The organism is Flavobacterium sp. (assembly GCF_043778725.1).
In the GTDB taxonomy this organism is placed as follows: domain Bacteria; phylum Bacteroidota; class Bacteroidia; order Flavobacteriales; family Flavobacteriaceae; genus Flavobacterium.
Map to the genome: position 1 here is coordinate 14971 of NZ_JAYWFT010000108.1, position 19396 is coordinate 34366.

A 19396-nucleotide genomic window follows, 5' to 3' on the forward strand; every position below is an offset into this window, starting at 1 on the left:
TATTACGATTAACTACATGTAAATTAAAAATAAACAAATAAAATACTACAATTAAAAAATTACCGACACTATTTTATTAGTAATTACTTACAATTTTATAAAACCAAATTATATTGGTTACTAAAACGTTTGAGTTTATAAGTTTTTTTAAAAATGAATGATTTAATTTTGACTTATGCTTAAATTTGTGTGCCATTTTTTGGTAAATATGCAAATAGCTAACTATAAATAAACACAATAATGAGTATTATTATTAAAGTACACGCAAGACAAATATTGGATTCTAGAGGAAATCCTACAATTGAAGTAGATGTTGTAACAGAAAATGGCGTTTTAGGACGTGCAGCAGTTCCAAGTGGTGCATCAACTGGAGAACATGAAGCAGTTGAGCTACGCGATGGAGGAAAAGCATACATGGGAAAAGGCGTTTTAAAAGCTGTTGAAAATGTAAATACTAAAATTGCTCCAGAATTGTTAGGAGTTTCTGTTTTTGAACAAAACCTTATTGATCAATTAATGATTGAATTGGATGGTTCTGCTAACAAAGGAAATCTTGGTGCTAATGCTATTCTTGGTGTTTCTTTGGCTGCTGCGAAAGCCGCTGCTAATGAATTAGGATTACCATTATACCGTTATGTTGGAGGTGTTTCTGCTAATACATTGCCTGTTCCAATGATGAATATTATCAATGGTGGTTCACATTCTGATGCGCCAATTGCGTTTCAAGAATTTATGATTATGCCAGTAAAAGCAACTTCTTTTACACATGCAATGCAAATGGGAACTGAAATTTTCCATAATTTAAAAAAAGTATTACACGATAGAAATCTTTCGACTGCTGTTGGTGATGAAGGTGGTTTTGCACCAAATTTAGCTGGCGGAACAGAAGATGCTCTAGATACTATTAAAATTGCAGTTGAAAACGCAGGATATAAATTTGGTGACGAAGTTATGATTGCTTTAGATTGTGCTGCTTCTGAATTTTATGTGGACGGAAAATACGATTACACCAAATTTGAAGGTGCAACCGGAAAAATTAGAACTTCTAGAGAACAAGCAGAATATTTGGCTTCACTTGCAGCTAACTATCCTATTATTTCTATTGAAGATGGAATGCAGGAAAACGATTGGGACGGTTGGAAATACTTAACAGAATTAATTGGTGATAAAACACAATTAGTTGGAGATGATTTATTTGTAACGAATGTTGAGCGTTTGTCAACAGGAATTGAAAAAGGAATTGCCAATTCAATCTTGGTAAAAGTAAACCAAATTGGTACTTTAACAGAAACTATTGCAGCTGTAAATATGGCTAAAAATGCAGGATACACATCAGTAATGTCACACCGTTCTGGAGAAACAGAAGACAATACAATCGCTGATTTAGCAGTTGCATTAAACTGTGGGCAAATAAAAACTGGTTCAGCTTCTCGTTCAGATAGAATGGCGAAATACAATCAGTTATTAAGAATTGAAGAAGAACTTGGAGATACTGCTTATTTTCCTGGTTTGAAAGCTTTTAAACAAAAATAAATAATCAATTTATTGATATATAAACCTTTCAGAAGTTAAACTCTGAAAGGTTTTTTTGTTTTTATATGCGAATTCTAAATCAAAACATTTTGCAAAAACAATATTTTTAGTATCATTGAAAATCCTATATTTGCTATTGAACAAAAAATAAATTTATAGATATAAACTAAAGACATATAAAAATTAGCGTTTAGCGAAAATTCCTGTATTCTGAAAGGTCGAACTTCAAAATATCCACAGGAGAGTTTAAAGCTAACGTTCATGCCAAAAGGTGTGGGCGTTACTTTGCTTTGTGGATAGGGTATTCGACCACCTCAGAATTCAAGCATTGTAATTTGCCTGCACTTCTTTTTTGTCGCCATGACAAAAGCATGATAAAAAATATAACCCATAATAATGAAAATGTTTCTATAAACGATAAAGAAATTGCTGTTCTCAAAGAACACTTTCCTTCTTGTTTTAAAAAAGATGGCAGTTTCGATTTAGAACGATTTAAGGAAGAACTAAAAGATAAAGTTGATATTGTTCACGAAGGTTATGAACTTAAATTTCTTGGTAAAAGTTATGCCAAACTTTTAGCATCTTTAGATACTATAACCGTAATTACTCCAAATTTAGAACACAACAATTTACCCGAAAATAAGGATAGCGAAAACATTTATATTAGTGGTGACAATCTTGATGGATTGAAGCATTTATTAAAATCGTATGCCAAAAGTGTGAAATGTATTTATATAGATCCACCATACAATACAGGAAGTGATGGATTTGTGTATAATGATAATTTCGATTTTACGGTTGATGAATTGCAAGACAAATTAAGCGTTGACGAAACCCAAGCCAAACGAATTTTAGATTTAACCAAAAGAAATTCCGCTTCGCATTCGGCTTGGCTTATGTTTATGTATGCAAGATTGCAATTGGCAAAAGATTTATTAAAAGACGACGGAGTTATTTTTATTTCGATTGATGATAATGAAATAGCTAATTTAAGATTACTTTGTGATGATGTTTTCGGTGAGGAAAATTTTATTGCTCAAATAATGGTAGTTGCAAATCCAGGAGGCAGAGACTATAATCAAATAGCTGTAACTCACGAATATTTACTTTGTTTTGCAAAATCTGACAGCTCTGAACTAAATGAAATAAATAAAGTCGTTAAATTTAAAATTGAAGACCAAAAAGGAGGATATGAATTAAGAGAATTGAGAAATCGTAATCCTAAATTCCATAGTGGTAATAGGCCAAATTTATTTTATCCATTTTATGTAAATCCAAATATGTTAGATTATAATGGATGTTGTGCTGTCAGTTTGGACAAAACTGAAAATTTTAATATTGAAGTGCGACCATATAATTCAATTGGTAAAGAAAGTGTTTGGAGATGGGGTCATCCAAAGTCTAATGAAAATATTGTTATAAACAATCCTTTTGAAAGCCAAGTTGTAGCGAGACAAAAAAGTAACGGAGGTTGGAATATTTATGAGAAAAACAGAAAATCAACAACTAAAGTAAAATCTATTTGGGATGAAAGTGGAATGAGAACTGAAGATGGTACAAGATTAGTAAGAGAGATTTTTAATGAAACACTATTTGACCATCCAAAACCATTAGAATTAATAAAAAGAGTTATAGAAATTGGTTCTGAAAATGATATTGTATTAGATTTCTTTTCAGGCTCTGCAACAACTGCAAATGCTGTTTTGAAGTTAAATTCAGAGGATAGTGGTAACAGAAGATTCATTGCTATCCAATTACCTGAAATTTTAGATATTAAAAACCCAACCCAAAAACCTGCATTTGATTTCCTAACTAAAATAAACAGACCAACAACATTAGATTATGTTGGAATGGAACGAATTATCAGAGCATCAAAGAAAATCCAAACTGAAAAGCCTAATCTATTTAATGAAGATGGTAAAATAAAAGGAGATTACGGTTTCAAGCATTTTATTCTCAACGAACCCAATCAAAACACATTAGACAAATGCGACACTTTTGATAAAGCGAGTTTGCTTGGTGATGCAACAATTTTAGACGATTTTGGTACAGAAACTGTTTTAACAACTTGGCTAAACAATGATGGTTATGGATTGAATGCAAAAGTAGAAAGCATAGATTTAAAAGGTTATACGGCTTATTATTGTCAAAAACATTTGTATTTAATAAATCCCGATTTTACACAAGAAGCTATGGTCGTTCTTTTTGAAAAATATGATACCATTGCTGGTTTTAATCCTGAAAATATTGTGCTGTTTGGTTACAGTTTTAACGAATGGTCGGTAACCGAAATGTTAGAAAAGAATTTGAAAATCTTGAACGACAGCGAGAAGAATTTGAAAATTAATATTGATGTAAGGTATTAATTATGGAGTTAATTTTAAAAAATGGTTTGCCTCATCAGGAGAAAGCGGTTCATGCGATCAGTAATGTGTTTGCCGAAGATAGTTTTAAGAAAAACACCTTTTATTTTGCAAATCCAAAGTTAGATGAAGATAAAGAAACACTTTTAGAACAAATAAAAAAAGTTCAAAAAGGAAATACAGTTGATTCCGAATATATCAATTTGAATGGTATTGAAAACTATTTGAATTTAGATATTAAAATGGAAACAGGAACTGGGAAAACCTATGTTCAAGTGGCTACTATTTTTGAACTTCATAAAAAGTTTAAGATAAATAAATTTATAATTGTGGTGCCTACATTGGCAATTAAAGCTGGAACAAAACAATTTATTCAAGATAGTTATACCAAAAAACATTTTAAAGACGTTTGTGGTTATGGCACAGAAATAGAATTACAAGTTCTGGAAGCGAGTAAAACTAAAAAAGGTAAAAAATATTTTCCGAGCACGGTTAGAGAATTTGTCTCGGGTTCTAGTCAAAACGCCAATAAAATTTATGTTTTGCTAACCAATATGGCATTATTTAGTACTAGGCAAGATGCGATGCTAAATCGTAACGATTATGATTATGGTCCAGAAGGATTTCATCGTCCAGTTGAAGCATTGAAAGCCACAAAACCATTTTTAATAATTGATGAACCGCATCGTTTTTCGAAAGAGCAAAAAACATTTGACTTTATTGTTAATGATATTCAACCACAATGTATCATTCGCTTTGGTGCTACTTTTCCAACAATTACAAAGGCGAAAACTACATTTAAAGATTATCATAATTTGCTTTACAACCTAACGGCTTGTGATGCGTTTAATCAAAATTTAATAAAAGGAATTGCGAAGGAACATTTTGAACCATTATCAAATAAAGAAGATAAGGTAAAAATTATGTCGGTTCAAAGCAAAACAGCAGTTAAATTGAATTACATTCAAAAAGGAAACAATACTAAATCTTTTGAACTGAAAAAAGGCGATAGTTTATCTCTAATTTCAACAGAATTAGAAGGAATTGTTATCGAAGCAATTGGTTCTAATTATATTGAATTGTCAAATGGTCAAACCAAATTTCAAGGTGAAGAATTTATAAACGATATTTATTCTTCTTCATATCAAGAACAAATGTTGCGGTTGGCTATTGACCGACATTTTGAAACCGAGAAAATTAATTTTGATAGAAAATTTAAGATAAAAACATTGGCGCTTTTTTTTATTGATGATATTCATTCGTATAGAAAAGATGAAAAAAGCGAAAAAGAAACCTATCTAAAAAATACTTTTGAAAAACTATTATTAGAAAAGATAAATGAGGTTTTACCAAAGCTTTCAAATGAAAATGATAGCGATTATATTGAGTATTTAAAAGCATCTAAATTAGATATTTCGGCTTGTCATGCTGGTTATTTTTCGCAAGACAATACTAATTCTGATGAAGAAATTGCGAGCCAAATAAATGAAATTTTGTTTGACAAAAAGAAATTATTATCAATAAAAACAGAAGATGGAAAACTCAATACAAGACGTTTTTTGTTTTCTAAATGGACTTTAAAAGAAGGCTGGGATAATCCTAATGTTTTTACAATTGCAAAACTTCGTTCAAGCGGAAGTGAAAATAGTAAAATACAAGAAGTTGGAAGAGGTTTGCGTTTGCCAGTTGATGAAAACGGCAATAGAATTTCTAACGAAGATTTTAAACTAAATTATATTATTGATTTTACCGAAGCCGATTTTGCAGAAAAATTGGTTAAAGAAATTAATGATGAGTTGCCTAAAGGATTTAATATTAGTAAGGAAGACATTATTAGAGTTGCTAAGAAACTTGATATAAGTGAAAACGATTTGTTCAAGCAATTACTTATCAATGATTATATTGATATGGATAGAAATATTACTATTGAAAAATCAAATCGTTTTTTTGAAGAATATCCAGACTTTGCAACAGGACTAAGCAATAATAAAGTAACAGATAGAAACAAAGTTAAAGAACGAAAAGTAAAAATTCGTGTGGCTCAATACGGCGAAATAAAAACACTTTGGGAAGCTATAAATCAAAAATATTTATTGTTTTATGAGAAAATTGAGAATGATAATTATTTAAAAAATGAATTGGTTTTGCTTTTTAAAAATGATGTTTTTGTAGATGTAATTATTTCAAGTAAAAGAGAAATATTAAATACTTCTGATGGTTTAATGATATTGAATGAAAGTAGCGGAAATCAATATAAAATCATTAAAAAATTAGCCTACGGAGAATTTCTAAAAAGAATAAACAAACAAACAAATATTCCAATTCAATTGTTAAACCAAGCATTAATTGAATATTCAGAAACCAACAAAATTGAAGAGGATAAAATAAATGAATTTAGCGTTGCAAATTTTGTGTCAAAATTCAATGATTGGAAAATTAATAATTTGCAAGGAAAGTTTTCTTATAGCAAATCAAATATTAAAATTAATGCAACAGCATTAACTTTTGCAAATGGAACACCAAAACTTGAGATAACACAAGGAGTTATCGGAACAAATTTTGTTGAAGGCACACCAGTTGAAAAATATTTGTATGATACTTTTGCCTATGATTCTCCTTTAGAAAAATCAAATATTCAAGATTCGATAAATGAAGTTGTTGTTTATGGTAAAATTCCAAGAAGAAGTATTTCTATACCAACAATCACAGGACAATCATATAGTCCAGATTTTATGTATGTCGTAAAAAAATCAGATGGAAATAAAATTTTAAATATTATTGTTGAAACAAAAGACGTAAAAAACGAATCTGATTTAAGAAAAATTGAAGAAGTAAAGATTAATTGTGCAAAAGAGTTTTTCAAACAATTAACAATTGACGGATATTCTGTAGCATTTCACGAGCAAATTGGTCATACAAAAATGAAACAAATTGTCGATGATGTTCTTATGTAATTTCAACTTAAAACTAAATAGACTTTTTAAAAATCACTTCTGATACTGGAAGTAAAGTAGAAAAAATTGTTAAAGAATAATTTGGGTTAAGTAGTTAATTGAGGCATACTTTGGTGCGCCTTTTTTTAATTTTATAAATTACTATCGTCTACAGTTTTAAACAATCTATACCAATCTTGCAATTTTTATAATAAAATTAACGAAAACGTTATCCTATTTCTTTTTTAATTCATTTGGAATTCCATAAATTTGTTAAATTATTAATTTATCAGACTTAATTTTCAATTTATATCATGTCAAAAACTGCAATATTAGAATATGATGGCAAAAAATATGAGTTTCCAGTAATTGTAGGAAGCGAAAATGAACCAGCCATTGATATTAACAAACTTCGCGATTTAACAGGCGCAATAACTCTTGATCCAGGTTATAAAAATTCAGGATCTTGTAAAAGTGAAATAACATTTCTTGATGGTGAAGAAGGAATTCTTCGTTATAGAGGTTATGCCATCGAAGATTTAGCAGATAAAGCAGACTTCCTAGAGGTTTCTTTCTTGGTTATTTTTGGCGAATTGCCTACCAAAGAGCAATTAGTTCAATTTGAAAACGACATTCGCAAATACACTTTGGTTAATGAAGAAATGAAAAACATCATTGATGGTTTTCCTAAAACTGCACATCCAATGGGTGTATTGTCTTCTCTAACTTCGGCATTAACTGCTTTTAATCCTAAAGTTGTTAATGTAGAAAATGAAAAAGAAATGTATGAAGCAGTTTGTAAAACAATGGGAAAATTTCTTGTTATTGCAACTTGGACTTACAGAAAAATGATGGGTTATCCTTTAAATTATTATGATAATACACAAGGATATGTTGAAAATTTCATGCAATTGATGTTTAAACTTCCAACTTCTCCTTATGCTGCAAATCCATCTGTTGTTGCTGCTTTAGATAAATTATTTATTCTTCATGCAGATCATGAACAAAATTGTTCAACTTCAACAGTAAGAATAGTAGGTTCATCTCATGCAGGATTGTTCGCTTCAATTTCTGCTGGTGTTTCGGCACTTTGGGGTCCATTACATGGCGGAGCAAACCAAGCCGTTTTAGAAATGTTAGAGGATATTCAAAAAGATGGTGGTGATGCCGATAAATATTTGGCCAAAGCTAAGGATAAAGATGATCCATTCCGTTTAATGGGATTTGGACATAGAGTTTACAAGAATTTCGATCCAAGAGCAAAAATCATTAAAAAAGCAGCCGATGAGGTTTTAAAAACCCTTGGTGTTGACGATCCTATTCTTCAAATTGCTAAAAAACTAGAAGAATCGGCATTGGTTGATGAGTATTTTGTATCAAGAAAATTATACCCAAACGTAGATTTTTATTCGGGTATTATTTACCGTGCATTAGGAATTCCTACAGATATGTTTACAGTTCTTTTTGCAATAGGACGTCTTCCAGGTTGGATAGCACAATGGAAAGAAATGCGTGTTAACAAAGAACCTATTGGGCGACCAAGACAAATCTACACGGGTCATCCGTTAAGAGATTTTGTTGCAATGGAAAAACGATAAACTTATATACTTTTAAATAAAAGCTTCGCTAATTAGCGAAGCTTTTTTATATTTATAGAAAATTATAGTAAATGAAGAAGAAAATAAAAAAAATAATTAGCTTTTTTGTGCCAAAAGGACATTATAAAGACATAATAAAGTTAAAATATTATAATTTTTTTTCAAAGAAAAATGTAGTATTTGGTATTAATTTTGAACCAATAAAATACTTTTCTACAACCTACAATGACTTGAAGTTTAGATCTGTAGATCCTTTGTATAATGTAGTTCCAGATTTTGATTTTTATCAAAATTTCTATAAAGTAAAAGATAATGATGTTATTATTGATGCAGGTTCTAATTGTGGATATCTAGCACTTTTGTTTTCTAAGTTATCCGGTAAAAACGGAAAAGTTTTTGCGTTTGAACCAGATAAGTTTAACATTGATTGTATAGTAGAAAATATAAATCTTAATTCCGATTTAGAGAATACTATTGTAATTGAAGATTTATTAATTTGGAATAAAAATACAGAAATAGATTTTTATGAAGCAGGAACTGTAGGCTCATCGGCAGTATGGATTCCTGAAAATGCTATTTTAGTAAAGAAGAAAGCCATTACAATTGATAGTTGGGTTCAAGAAAATAATATTAAAAAACTTGATTTTATAAAGATGGATATTGAAGGTGCCGAGATTGAGGCTATTGAAGGTTGCTTGGAAACTATAAAAACCTTAAAACCAAATTTTGCAATTGCTTCTTATCATTGGGTTAATGGAGAGCAAACTTACATCAAGCTAGAAAAAATGTTTGAAGAAATGAATTATCCATATAAAACCGTGAAGTTCAATAAAACCGAAATTATAACTTTTGCCGGAAAAATATAATATTTTTTTATAGTTACAAAAGCTTCTTTAAATCGAGTAGCTTTTTTTATATTTGCTACACAATCATCAACCAAATGATGATGTAAATGTTAAAAAGCTATTTTATGCTACAATTAAATGTCAAAAACGAATCATCACGGCTACGAGCAGTTGTGTTAGGTTCAGCCATAAATAATGGGCCATCACCAACTATTGAAGAAGCGTATGATCCAAAATCATTAGAGCACATTCTTGCAGGAACTTACCCTCTAGAAGAAAACATGATTATAGAAATGGAAGCTTTTAATAAGGTTTTTCAAAAATATGATGTACAAGTTTTCCGACCAGAAATGATTGAAAATTACAATCAAATTTTTACGCGTGACATCGGATTTGTAATTGATGATACTTTTATAAAAGCCAATATCCTTCCCGATAGAGAAAGAGAACTAGATGCAATTCAGTATGTTCTTGATCAAATAAATCCTGCAAAAATCGTTCGTCCGCCAGAGGAAGTTCATATTGAAGGTGGCGATGTTATGTTGTGGAACGATTACATTTTTATAGGTACTTACAAAGGTTCAGATTATAAAGATTATATCACAGCACGAACCAATATGCAAGGTGTTGAATATATTAGAAATTTATTTCCAAATAAAATTGTAAAAGAATTTGATTTAGTAAAATCTAAACTAGAAGCGCGTGACAATGCATTACATCTAGATTGTTGCTTTCAACCAGTTGGAACAAACAAAGGAATTATTTACAAAAGTGGTTTCCGTGAAGAAGCAGATTATGTCTATTTAGTACAACTATTCGGAAAAGAAAATCTGTTTCACATTACGCGTGATGAAATGTATAACATGAATTCTAATGTATTTTCAATTGATACAAACGTAGTAGTTTCTGAAAAGAATTTTACTAGATTAAACAATTGGTTGCGCGACCAAGGTTTTACAGTAGAAGAAATTCCGTATGCCGAAATTGCTAAACAAGAAGGACTTTTAAGATGTTCAACGTTGCCCTTAATTCGTGATTAATTCATAAATAATAAAAACGCACTTTTGTGCAAACTAAATAAGCAATAAAATGAACCAAACAACAAACTCAATTTTAATGATTCGTCCAGTTGCTTTCCGAATGAATGAGCAAACGGCGGTAAACAATTATTATCAAAAAGTCCTTGACGGATTAACTCCAGAAAATGTAAATGAAAAAGCACAACAAGAATTTGATGCTTTTGTAAACAAACTCCGAATGGTTGGTGTCGATGTAAATGTAGTTGATGATACTGCAAGTCCAGATACTCCGGATAGTATTTTTCCTAACAATTGGATTTCTTTTCACGAAAATGGTGATGTAGTTTTTTATCCAATGTTTGCCGAAAATCGTCGTGCCGAAAGAAGAGAAGATATTCTTGATATTCTAGAAGACAACGGATTCCAAATTAACGATGGCATTATGGATTATACCGAAGCTGAAGATGATGGATTCTACCTTGAAGGAACAGGAAGTATAGTCCTTGACAGAGAAAACGGAAAAGGATATTGTGCACTTTCACCAAGAGCAGACGAGGAATTATTTATAGAATTTTGCGAAGATTTCGATTTAAATCCAATTATTTTTGAAGCTTATCAAACCGTAAATGGCGAACGTAAACTAATTTATCATACCAATGTAATGATGTGTATTGGCGATACTTTTGCAGTGATTTGTGCTGATTGTATTGATGACAAAAAAGAACGCAAAATGGTTCTTGACAGTTTAAGATCAGACGAAAAAGAAATCATACTTATTACCGAAGATCAAATGAACAACTTTGCAGGAAACATGCTAGAAGTTTTAGGATCAGACGAAAGAAGGTATTTGGTAATGAGCGAATCAGCACACAAAAGTTTAACCAAAAAACAAATTGCACAACTGGAAGAACACATCACCATTTTAAGTTCAAGCCTAGATACAATTGAAGCTTGTGGCGGCGGAAGCGCAAGATGCATGATGGCAGAAATTTTCCTTCCTAAAAAGTAGTTTTTTGTCATTTCGAGCGCAGTCTGGAAAACTTTAAGAAAATCTAAATTCCAATGAAAATTTATTGGAATTTGGATTTTTTTTCGTTTTTTTATCTCGTACCTCGTACCTCAAACTTTGTACCTCAAACTTCGTACATCGTATTTCGTACCTCGTATTTCGTACCTCAAACTTCGTACCTCGTATTTCGTACTTCAAACTTCGTACCTCGTACCTCATTTCACTTCATCGGTTCATTCTTTAAAATGGCATCAATCATTCCTCCAAAAATAAAAAAATGAAACGGAAGCATAGCATACCAATACAATCTTCCAAATAAACCTCTTGGTCTAAAAGTTGCAATTTGGTGCAACGTATTATCTTCGTCAATTCTAAATTCTAACCATGCTTCTCCAGGAACTTTCATTTCGGCAAATAATAACAATCGTTTTTCTTCTTTATTTGCCAATAGAACGCGCCAAAAATCTAAGGCATCGCCATTGTCCAATTGTTTGGGATGCGTTCGTCCTCGTCTTGTGCCAACACCACCAAATAATTTATCAATAAAGCCGCGAAGTTGCCACATCCAATTGCCATAATACCAACCGCGTTCGCCACCAATAGTCCAAATGTTTTGTAAAGCACGTTCAACATCTACAACCTTCCTTGTTTGATGATCTTTCAAACAGCCAAATTTCGGAATTTGTACAAATTTTGAAAAATTATGTCCAAATCGACCACTTACCATGCTGTCTTTCCAACTCGAAATGACTAGATTTTGCTCTATTTTTATAAACGCCAATTTGATGGCATCGACATACGTAATTGGTTTAATTTTAAGCATTTTTTGAAGTCGATTGTCTTTGCAAACAACCTCCATTTTCATACTGTTTACCAAGTTTATCGCAAGTTTGTAGGATGTTGAGGTTACAAAATACAGCCAATAAGAGGACAACTTGGGCGTCATTATTGGGATTGTGAAAATCCATAATTTTACTTTTCTAGTTTTGGCATACAGTAACATCATTTCTTTGTAAGTAATCACATTTGGACCACCAATATCAAACGATTCGTTGTAGCAATCTTCACGTAATAAAACACCAATTAAATACTGAATTACATCGCGAATTGCAATAGGTTGGCACTTGGTTAAAACCCATTTAGGTGTAATCATTACAGGTAGTTTTTCGCATAAATCTCTAATAATTTCAAACGATGAACTGCCAGAACCAACAATAATTCCTGCTCGTAAAACGGTAGTTTTAAAATTTCCTTGGTATAAAATATCTTCTACGTTTTTTCGCGATTGCAAATGTTTAGAAAGTACTTCGGTATTTACAATTCCGCTTAGATAAACCACTTGTTTTACACCAATTTTATTCATGTAAAGATTAAAATTTTCGGCAGAAGAAGCTTCCATAGTGTCAAAATCGGATGTAGAAGAAGACATGGAATGTATTAAATAATAAGCAACGTCTATGTGCATTGGAAGATTTTCAAAGTTTAGTTCTTCTAGAAAATCAACTTCCCAAACGGTGATTGCGTTGAGCGTTGCTTTGTCAAGTCCAAGTCGGTTTTGGTCGCGAACACAACACACAACTTGATGACCTTGCGATAAAAGTTCGGGCAACAACCTTCGTCCAACATAGCCATTGGCACCAGTTAAAAGTATTCTCATAAGTTTAATTTATATAAAGTTAAACAAAAAAACACTTCAACACTAGTTAAATTCCTCTAACAATACTTAAAATAGAACTTATAATATATTGAATTCCAATTGCAATGGTCAAAAATCCAATGATTCTTGAAATAGCAACAATTCCCGACGAACCTAAAATTTTAGCTAAATAATGAGCGCTTCTCAAAATTATGAAAATTAAAAAAGCTACAGATAAAATGGCCAAGCAAGAAGATATAATTTCTGCAGTAGTATGATGTTCTTGATAGTAAGCGATCAATAACGAAATAGAGCCTGGGCCGGCCAACATGGGCATTGCTAATGGCGTAAGTGCAATATCGTTTCTAGTTTGAATTTCTTCTTCAACTTTTTTATTGATTCCTTTATTCTTGTTGAATTTTCCATTAAGCAATGAAAAACCCGAACTTGCAATGATAATTCCTCCAGCAATTCTAAGTGCTGGAATCGTTATTCCAAAAAACTTCAACACATATTGACCAATAAAAAAAGAAATTATTAAAATAATAAAAACATTAATGGCAGTCCAAATGGCAACTCTTGAGCGTTCTTGCTTTGTATAATCTTGAGTTAATCCTACAAAAATTGGTACAGTGCCAATTGGGTTTAAAACCGAAAATAATGCCGCTAATAAAAAAATAAATACTTCCATAATTTTTCAGTAAATGTAGTTTGCTCAATTATAACAAAGTTAAAATTAAAAACAACGTAAAGTTAATTTCTGCTCTAAAAACCACTTAATTTTGTACTTTTGTATTATGAAATTGCAACAACACTACTTTTGTTGAAAACAAATTTCAAATGGAGCAACACTACCTGCCAGACGGCAAAGAGGTAAATGTTCTCTAAAAAATAACTTTTACATTTATGAAAAATAAGAAAACACTAGTTCTTGGTGCATCAACTAAGCCAGAAAGATATGCTTTTAAAGCCATTACAATGCTTGTAGAAAAAGGACATTCGGTACTTGCGATAGGTCAAAATCAAGGCGAAGTTGCCGGAATTTCTATTAGAACCAAAAACATTCCTTTGTCTAATATTGATACGGTTACTTTATATTTAAATCCTGGTCGTCAACGTGATTATTACAATTACATTATAGAAACCAAACCTAAGCGAGTAATTTTTAATCCAGGAACCGAAAATCCGGAGTTTTATCAATTGCTAAAAGTTAATAATATAAAAATTGAAGAAGCTTGTACCTTAGTTTTATTGACGACCAATCAATATTAGAGAATTATTCTGTTGTTGAGGTATTTATTTCAATCCAATAGCCATCTGGATCTTGAAAATAAATTTGTTTAACGCCATCTGCTCTGGTTGTTATGGTGTTAATTTTTCCTGACCAATCGGAGTAAATGATGTTTTTGGCATTTAATTCTTTTAGTAATGCGTCAATATTAGAAATTGTAAATGCAATATGAACGGCTTTGTTTAGTACAACTTCTCCTTTAATTGTTGATATTAAATGAAGTTCTTTTCCGTCGTTAAGGCTCATCCAGCGAATTCCTTCTTTTTTGGTTTTGTTTGTTATTTCTTCAAGATTAAGAATGTTTTTATAAAAAGCAACCGATTTTTCTACGTCTTTAACCGAGATAGCAATGTGGTCTAATTTTAATGAATAATTGTTATTTACTTGCGCATTTGAAGCCATAGTAATAATAAATAATGCAATTATAAAAGCGTTTTTTTTCATTTTATTTAAAATTTATGTGTAATTATCCTATTGATTTTTTTAGCTTTTTATACAATTATTGAGAATTATATTCAATTCTTGATGTTTATTTATTGTCATAAAATGACCTCCATTATTTACTTTTACATCAGATTTTACAAATTGAATTGGTAAAATTTTATCCGATGTTCCATGAATGTGTTTTATGTTGTTAGGCACAAATGTATTCTTCCAATTGACAATTATAGCAATTGCCCATTTTAAAAAGTTTTCATCGGTATCTTTCAAAATTTCAGTTAACAGTTTTTTGTCCTCTTTATTTGAAATTCCGAACAACCAAAAGCTTAAGAAATTTGCTTTCTTCATGAATTTTGTTGGAAGTAATTTATGAAATTTGAAAAATCCTGCAAACCGATAATAAAAAGGCAATTCATTTTTAGTTTTTACTGAAGCAATTATAATTATTTTTTCGGCTTCAATACATTTTCCAACTTCTACAGCCATTATTCCGCCAAAAGACAACCCTATTAAAATTGGGTTTTTAGTTGTGATTTGTTGAGACAATCTTTTAGCATATTTTTCAATTGTTTCCTTTTTATTTGGAACAATCCAATCAACAAAAGTTGCATTATAGTTTGAAAAATCTAAATATTTAAAGACTCTTTTATCAGCTCCAAGTCCGCTAAAGATATAAATATTTTTCATGTTTTCTATGTTATTCTCTAAAATCTAGTTTCGCTAGTTGCCGGTTTGCTAATTGCCCATAATCCTAGAAATGTAATCATTCCGTTTAATATAATTAGCTCGTTGTCAATTACATAATCTCCTAAAAGTAATTTTGAATTTTGAGAAATCAAGAAACAAATTGCTGGCGAAATTAAACAAATAAACGGAACCAATTTATCATGAACCGTTTTAGATTTTACAAACAATCCAAAAGCGTACAATCCTAAAAGTGGTCCGTAAGTGTAGGAAGCAATCTTGAAAACCATTTTCACAACCGAATCATCATTGATCGCATTGAAAACAATTATTACCAAAAACATCAAAATTGAAAATCCAACATGAACGAAATGTCTAGTTCTTACAATGTTGGGTTTGTTTTGATTTTCAGATTTATCCATGCCTAAAAAATCAACACAAAAAGAAGTGGTCAAGGCAGTTAAAGCACTATCTGTAGTTGCAAAAGTTGCAGCTGTCAATCCTAATAAAAATACAATAGTTGGAATAATACTTAAATGATTTATGGCTATTTCTGGAAATAGCAAATCGGTTCTTGCAACGTCATTAACCATAGGAACTTGAATTCCGTTTTTATCAGCATAGATGTAAAGTAAGGCGCCAACACTTAAAAAGAAAATATTAATTAGCACAAAAACGCCTGTAAAAGTAAACATGTTTTTCTGTGCTTCACCAATGTTTTTGCAACTTAAATTCTTCTGCATTAAATCTTGATCCAATCCAACGGTTGCAATGGTAACAAAAATTCCACCCAAAATTTGTTTCCAAAAATAAGTGCCTTTTAAATAATCTTCAAAGAAAAATACTTTAGAATAATTGCTATTTTTTACAGCTTCAAATGCTTCAATAACATTTAAATTTAAGCTTCTGCAAATGAAGAATATCGTTAGGAAAACAGAAGAAATTAAGAAAAAAGTTTGCAATGTATCGGTAATAATTATGGTTTTCAATCCGCCACGATAGGTGTAAGCAAATATCAACGCAAGCGAAATTAAAACGGTAATCGCAAACGGAATTCCCAACGCATCAAATACATATTTTTGCAATACAAAAACTACTAAATATAATCTAAAAGCTGAGCCAATTGTTCGTCCAATTAAGAAAATTGTTGCGGCAGTTTTATAACTAACAATTCCCAATCGTTGTTCAATATATCCATAAATTGAAGTTAAATTCATGCGGTAGTACAACGGAAGCAAAACTTTGGCAACAATAATAAAACCAATAGCGCAACCAATAACAAATTGAAAATATTTAAACTGTAAATCGGGATTTCCAACTTCGCCAGGAACCGAAATAAAAGTAATTCCAGAAATGGCTGTACCAATCATTCCGAAAGCAACCAAATACCATTTGGAGTTTTTATTGGCTTTAAAAAAAGTATCATTATCAGAACTTTTCTTGCTTACAACTCTCGAAATAAAGATTAATAATCCGAAATAAATTGCAATTAAAGTTAGAATTCCTATTGGCGACATAATTGGTTGTTTTTTATTTTAATATAATTTTAAATGTTTTTCGGTTTAAATTCTCGTCAAAAGCTAGTAAGAAATAAATTCCGGCGGCATAATTTTCTAGACTAATTTGTTCAATTGCTTTAGAATTTATTATTTTAAATTCCTTGACTGATTTTCCATATATGTCTATTAAATTTATGGAGTAAACCATTTCGGCATTAGAAAGAAAAAAAACATTACGCTCATTAGAAGCATATATTTTTAAATTATCTAAAGATTGTTTAGGGTGTTTAGTTTTGATTTCTAGATAAGTACAGTTCGAGATAGAGTCTAGTTGCGAGTAGATTACTTTTTTATCTTTAAAAAAACAACTCAATTGACCAACGCTATTTATATCTGGATTTCCTCCGGGTGCATTTATTAAAGATTTAGATCCAATTCCTTCTATCCATACTGGATTTCCGTTAGATAATTGATTGTTTGATGCTGGAGAAAAATAAAAATGTTTATACTTTATGTTATTTTCTAATGGCTTCATTCTAATGGAGTCTAGAACATATTTTCCGCCGTTTTGAGGAAAAGGACTTAAAGGATTTGCCATATTAAATTGGGCACCTTCTAAAAGAGAAAAATCATACAATAAATATTCGGAAATTGAATTTTCATTAATTTTAGACAGGTACACTTTTTTTGTATTTATCTCTTCGCGCAATAAAAAAGTTCTTGAATTATAGTGATAACCATCTAATATTTTATAGTTTTTTCCATTTACAATTGTATCGCCATCTGTATAATAAACATCTGAAATGCATCCAAAATAACAAGTTGTAAAATGCCATTGTGTTGGTGCATCCAAAAGTGGTTTGTAGGATTGACCGTAAGATATTGAAAATAGTAATAAAAAGAGCAATTTGTAGCTATTGTTCATTTAAGTTGGTTGAAATAGATAACAAATATAATTTTTTTATCTATATAAAAAAGGAATTAAAATATGGAATTCTAATTTTAAAATAAATCAATATTATTTGATTATCACTTTTTTAAATTTTCTAAATGACTAACTTTGTAAAATGGAATTTTCATCAAAACTATTAGAAAAAGCGGTCAATGAAATGGCGCAATTACCAGGAATTGGCAAGCGTACAGCATTGCGATTGGTATTACATTTATTAAAACAACCAGCCGAGCAAACCCATTATTTATCGCAAGCAATAACTACAATGCGCGATGATGTAAAGTTTTGTGCAAATTGCCACAATATTTCCGATGTTGAAGTATGTGAAATTTGTTCAAATACATCTAGAAATCAAAAAATAATATGTGTTGTAGAAGACATTCGCGATGTTATGGCTATTGAAAATACCAATCAGTTTAAAGGATTGTACCATGTTCTAGGCGGAAAAATATCTCCCATAGATGGCGTTGGTCCAAGTCAATTAAATATTACAACCTTAGTAGATAAGGCTAAATCTGGTGCAATTGAAGAAGTTATATTTGCTTTAAGCTCAACTATGGAAGGCGATACAACTAATTTTTATGTTTTTAAACAAATAAAAGAATTTAATATTAAAACATCAACAATAGCACGAGGAATAGCAGTTGGCGATGAGTTGGAATATGCAGATGAAGTAACCCTAGGACGCAGTATTTTGCACAGAATACCATTTGAAATTTCACTTAAAAATAATTAAATCAATATTCTATAACAACTTTTTTGTTTTTAGATTTGAAAAACTATCTTTGTTTGCTAAAATTATTTTATAGAATGAACAATCGAATTTTCTACATACTGCTTGCAATTGGAATTTTATTTACTTCATGCGTGCCTACCAAAGATTTAATTTATTTACAAGACAATGGAACTGCAAGTCAAGATGCTGTTGTTGAAACTAATATTAAACCTTACAGATTGCAAACAAATGACGTTTTAAATTTGAGTATAAAAGCACTTGATGAACGTTTAGTTGAAATTTTTTCGGGAAGTAAATTGCAATTAACACCCACAGCAGAGTCTATGTATTTTGTAGGATACACGGTAGATGACCATGGTAACATACGAATTCCAATATTGGGTGAGGTAAATGTTTTAGGGTTTACGGTAGAAGACGTTAGAAAAAAAATTGAAACACAATTACTAACCGATTATTTTAAAAAAGAGGCACAACTGTTTGTAAGTGTTAAATTGGCAGGTTTTCGATATACTGTTAATGGTGAGGTTGGTATTACTGGATCTAAAATTTTATATCAAGATAAAGTTACTATTCTTGAAGCTATTGCCAACTCTGGTGATATAACAATTACTGGTGATAGAAAAGATGTAAAAGTAATACGACAATTTCCTCAAGGTGCAGAAACTTTTAGCATTGATCTGACCAATATTAACGCTATGAAATCTAATGTATATTACTTGCAACCTGGCGATTATATTTATGTAAAACCACTTAAACAAAAAACTTGGGGCACAGGAAAGACAGGCATAGAATCACTTGGAACTATTATTACCTTACTTTCACTGGCTACTACAACTTTTTTATTACTTAAAAATTAA

The 19396-nt window shown here is 30.7% G+C and carries 16 protein-coding genes; 10 read left to right on the forward strand and 6 right to left on the reverse strand.

Annotated features, from left to right (window positions below; translation table 11 throughout):
- Window positions 1-240 precede the first annotated feature (240 nt).
- The 7 genes from eno to ctlX all read left to right on the forward strand — a co-directional run bounded on the left by eno (window position 241) and on the right by ctlX (window position 11300).
- Window positions 241-1533: a phosphopyruvate hydratase gene (eno, locus tag ACH2CG_RS10190; protein ID WP_395064799.1), complete on the forward strand. Its 1293-nt coding sequence runs from the start codon at window positions 241-243 to the stop codon at window positions 1531-1533.
- Window positions 1534-1904: 371 nt separating this feature from the next.
- Window positions 1905-3899, forward strand: coding sequence for a site-specific DNA-methyltransferase (locus tag ACH2CG_RS10195; protein WP_395064801.1), 1995 nt, complete (start codon window positions 1905-1907; stop codon window positions 3897-3899).
- A 2-nt stretch (window positions 3900-3901) separates the two neighbouring features.
- Window positions 3902-6850, forward strand: coding sequence for a type III restriction-modification system endonuclease (locus ACH2CG_RS10200; RefSeq protein WP_395064803.1), 2949 nt, complete (start codon window positions 3902-3904; stop codon window positions 6848-6850).
- 293 nt (window positions 6851-7143) lie between these two features.
- The gene (locus ACH2CG_RS10205; protein WP_395064805.1) at window positions 7144-8427 is read left to right on the forward strand and encodes a citrate synthase; all 1284 of its coding nucleotides are present in this window, start codon (window positions 7144-7146) and stop codon (window positions 8425-8427) included.
- A 71-nt stretch (window positions 8428-8498) separates the two neighbouring features.
- The gene (locus ACH2CG_RS10210; protein WP_395064807.1) at window positions 8499-9293 is read left to right on the forward strand and encodes an FkbM family methyltransferase; all 795 of its coding nucleotides are present in this window, start codon (window positions 8499-8501) and stop codon (window positions 9291-9293) included.
- A 104-nt stretch (window positions 9294-9397) separates the two neighbouring features.
- Window positions 9398-10312, forward strand: coding sequence for a dimethylarginine dimethylaminohydrolase family protein (locus ACH2CG_RS10215; RefSeq protein ID WP_395064809.1), 915 nt, complete (start codon window positions 9398-9400; stop codon window positions 10310-10312).
- A 49-nt stretch (window positions 10313-10361) separates the two neighbouring features.
- Entirely contained in the window at window positions 10362-11300 is a 939-nt protein-coding gene (gene ctlX / locus ACH2CG_RS10220) for a citrulline utilization hydrolase CtlX (protein WP_395064811.1), read from the forward strand.
- Window positions 11301-11520: 220 nt separating this feature from the next.
- Here ctlX and ACH2CG_RS10225 read toward each other — a convergent pair whose 3' ends face one another.
- On the reverse strand, window positions 11521-12957 hold the full coding sequence (locus tag ACH2CG_RS10225; RefSeq protein WP_395064813.1) for an SDR family oxidoreductase: 1437 nt from the start codon (window positions 12955-12957) through the stop codon (window positions 11521-11523).
- Between the two features lie 46 nt (window positions 12958-13003).
- Window positions 13004-13627 carry a MarC family NAAT transporter gene (locus ACH2CG_RS10230; RefSeq protein WP_395064814.1) on the reverse strand — a complete coding sequence of 208 codons (624 nt, stop codon included), beginning with the start codon at window positions 13625-13627 and terminating at the stop codon, window positions 13004-13006.
- Between the two features lie 215 nt (window positions 13628-13842).
- On the opposite strand from ACH2CG_RS10230, the gene ACH2CG_RS10235 reads away from it, so the two are divergent.
- Window positions 13843-14208: a CoA-binding protein gene (locus ACH2CG_RS10235; RefSeq protein WP_395064815.1), complete on the forward strand. Its 366-nt coding sequence runs from the start codon at window positions 13843-13845 to the stop codon at window positions 14206-14208.
- A 4-nt stretch (window positions 14209-14212) separates the two neighbouring features.
- On the opposite strand, the gene ACH2CG_RS10240 is transcribed toward ACH2CG_RS10235, so the two are convergent.
- Genes ACH2CG_RS10240 through ACH2CG_RS10255 form a run of 4 tightly spaced genes read right to left on the reverse strand, consistent with a single transcriptional unit; the run spans window position 14213 to window position 17776 of the window.
- Window positions 14213-14671 carry a VOC family protein gene (locus ACH2CG_RS10240; protein ID WP_395064817.1) on the reverse strand — a complete coding sequence of 153 codons (459 nt, stop codon included), beginning with the start codon at window positions 14669-14671 and terminating at the stop codon, window positions 14213-14215.
- 39 nt (window positions 14672-14710) lie between these two features.
- Window positions 14711-15355, reverse strand: a complete 645-nt coding sequence (locus ACH2CG_RS10245; protein WP_395064819.1) for an alpha/beta hydrolase — start codon at window positions 15353-15355, stop codon at window positions 14711-14713.
- A gap of 17 nt (window positions 15356-15372) precedes the next feature.
- A complete protein-coding gene (locus tag ACH2CG_RS10250) occupies window positions 15373-16869 on the reverse strand; it encodes a sodium:solute symporter (RefSeq protein WP_395064821.1) in 1497 nt (498 codons plus the stop codon).
- 13 nt (window positions 16870-16882) lie between these two features.
- Complete coding sequence (locus tag ACH2CG_RS10255) at window positions 16883-17776, reverse strand: hypothetical protein (RefSeq protein WP_395064823.1); 894 nt, start codon at window positions 17774-17776, stop codon at window positions 16883-16885.
- A gap of 142 nt (window positions 17777-17918) precedes the next feature.
- Between ACH2CG_RS10255 and recR the strand changes: the two genes are divergently transcribed.
- Both recR and ACH2CG_RS10265 read left to right on the forward strand, forming a co-directional pair.
- Window positions 17919-18539 carry a recombination mediator RecR gene (recR, locus tag ACH2CG_RS10260; protein WP_395064825.1) on the forward strand — a complete coding sequence of 207 codons (621 nt, stop codon included), beginning with the start codon at window positions 17919-17921 and terminating at the stop codon, window positions 18537-18539.
- 74 nt (window positions 18540-18613) lie between these two features.
- Entirely contained in the window at window positions 18614-19396 is a 783-nt protein-coding gene (locus ACH2CG_RS10265; protein WP_395064827.1) for a polysaccharide biosynthesis/export family protein, read from the forward strand.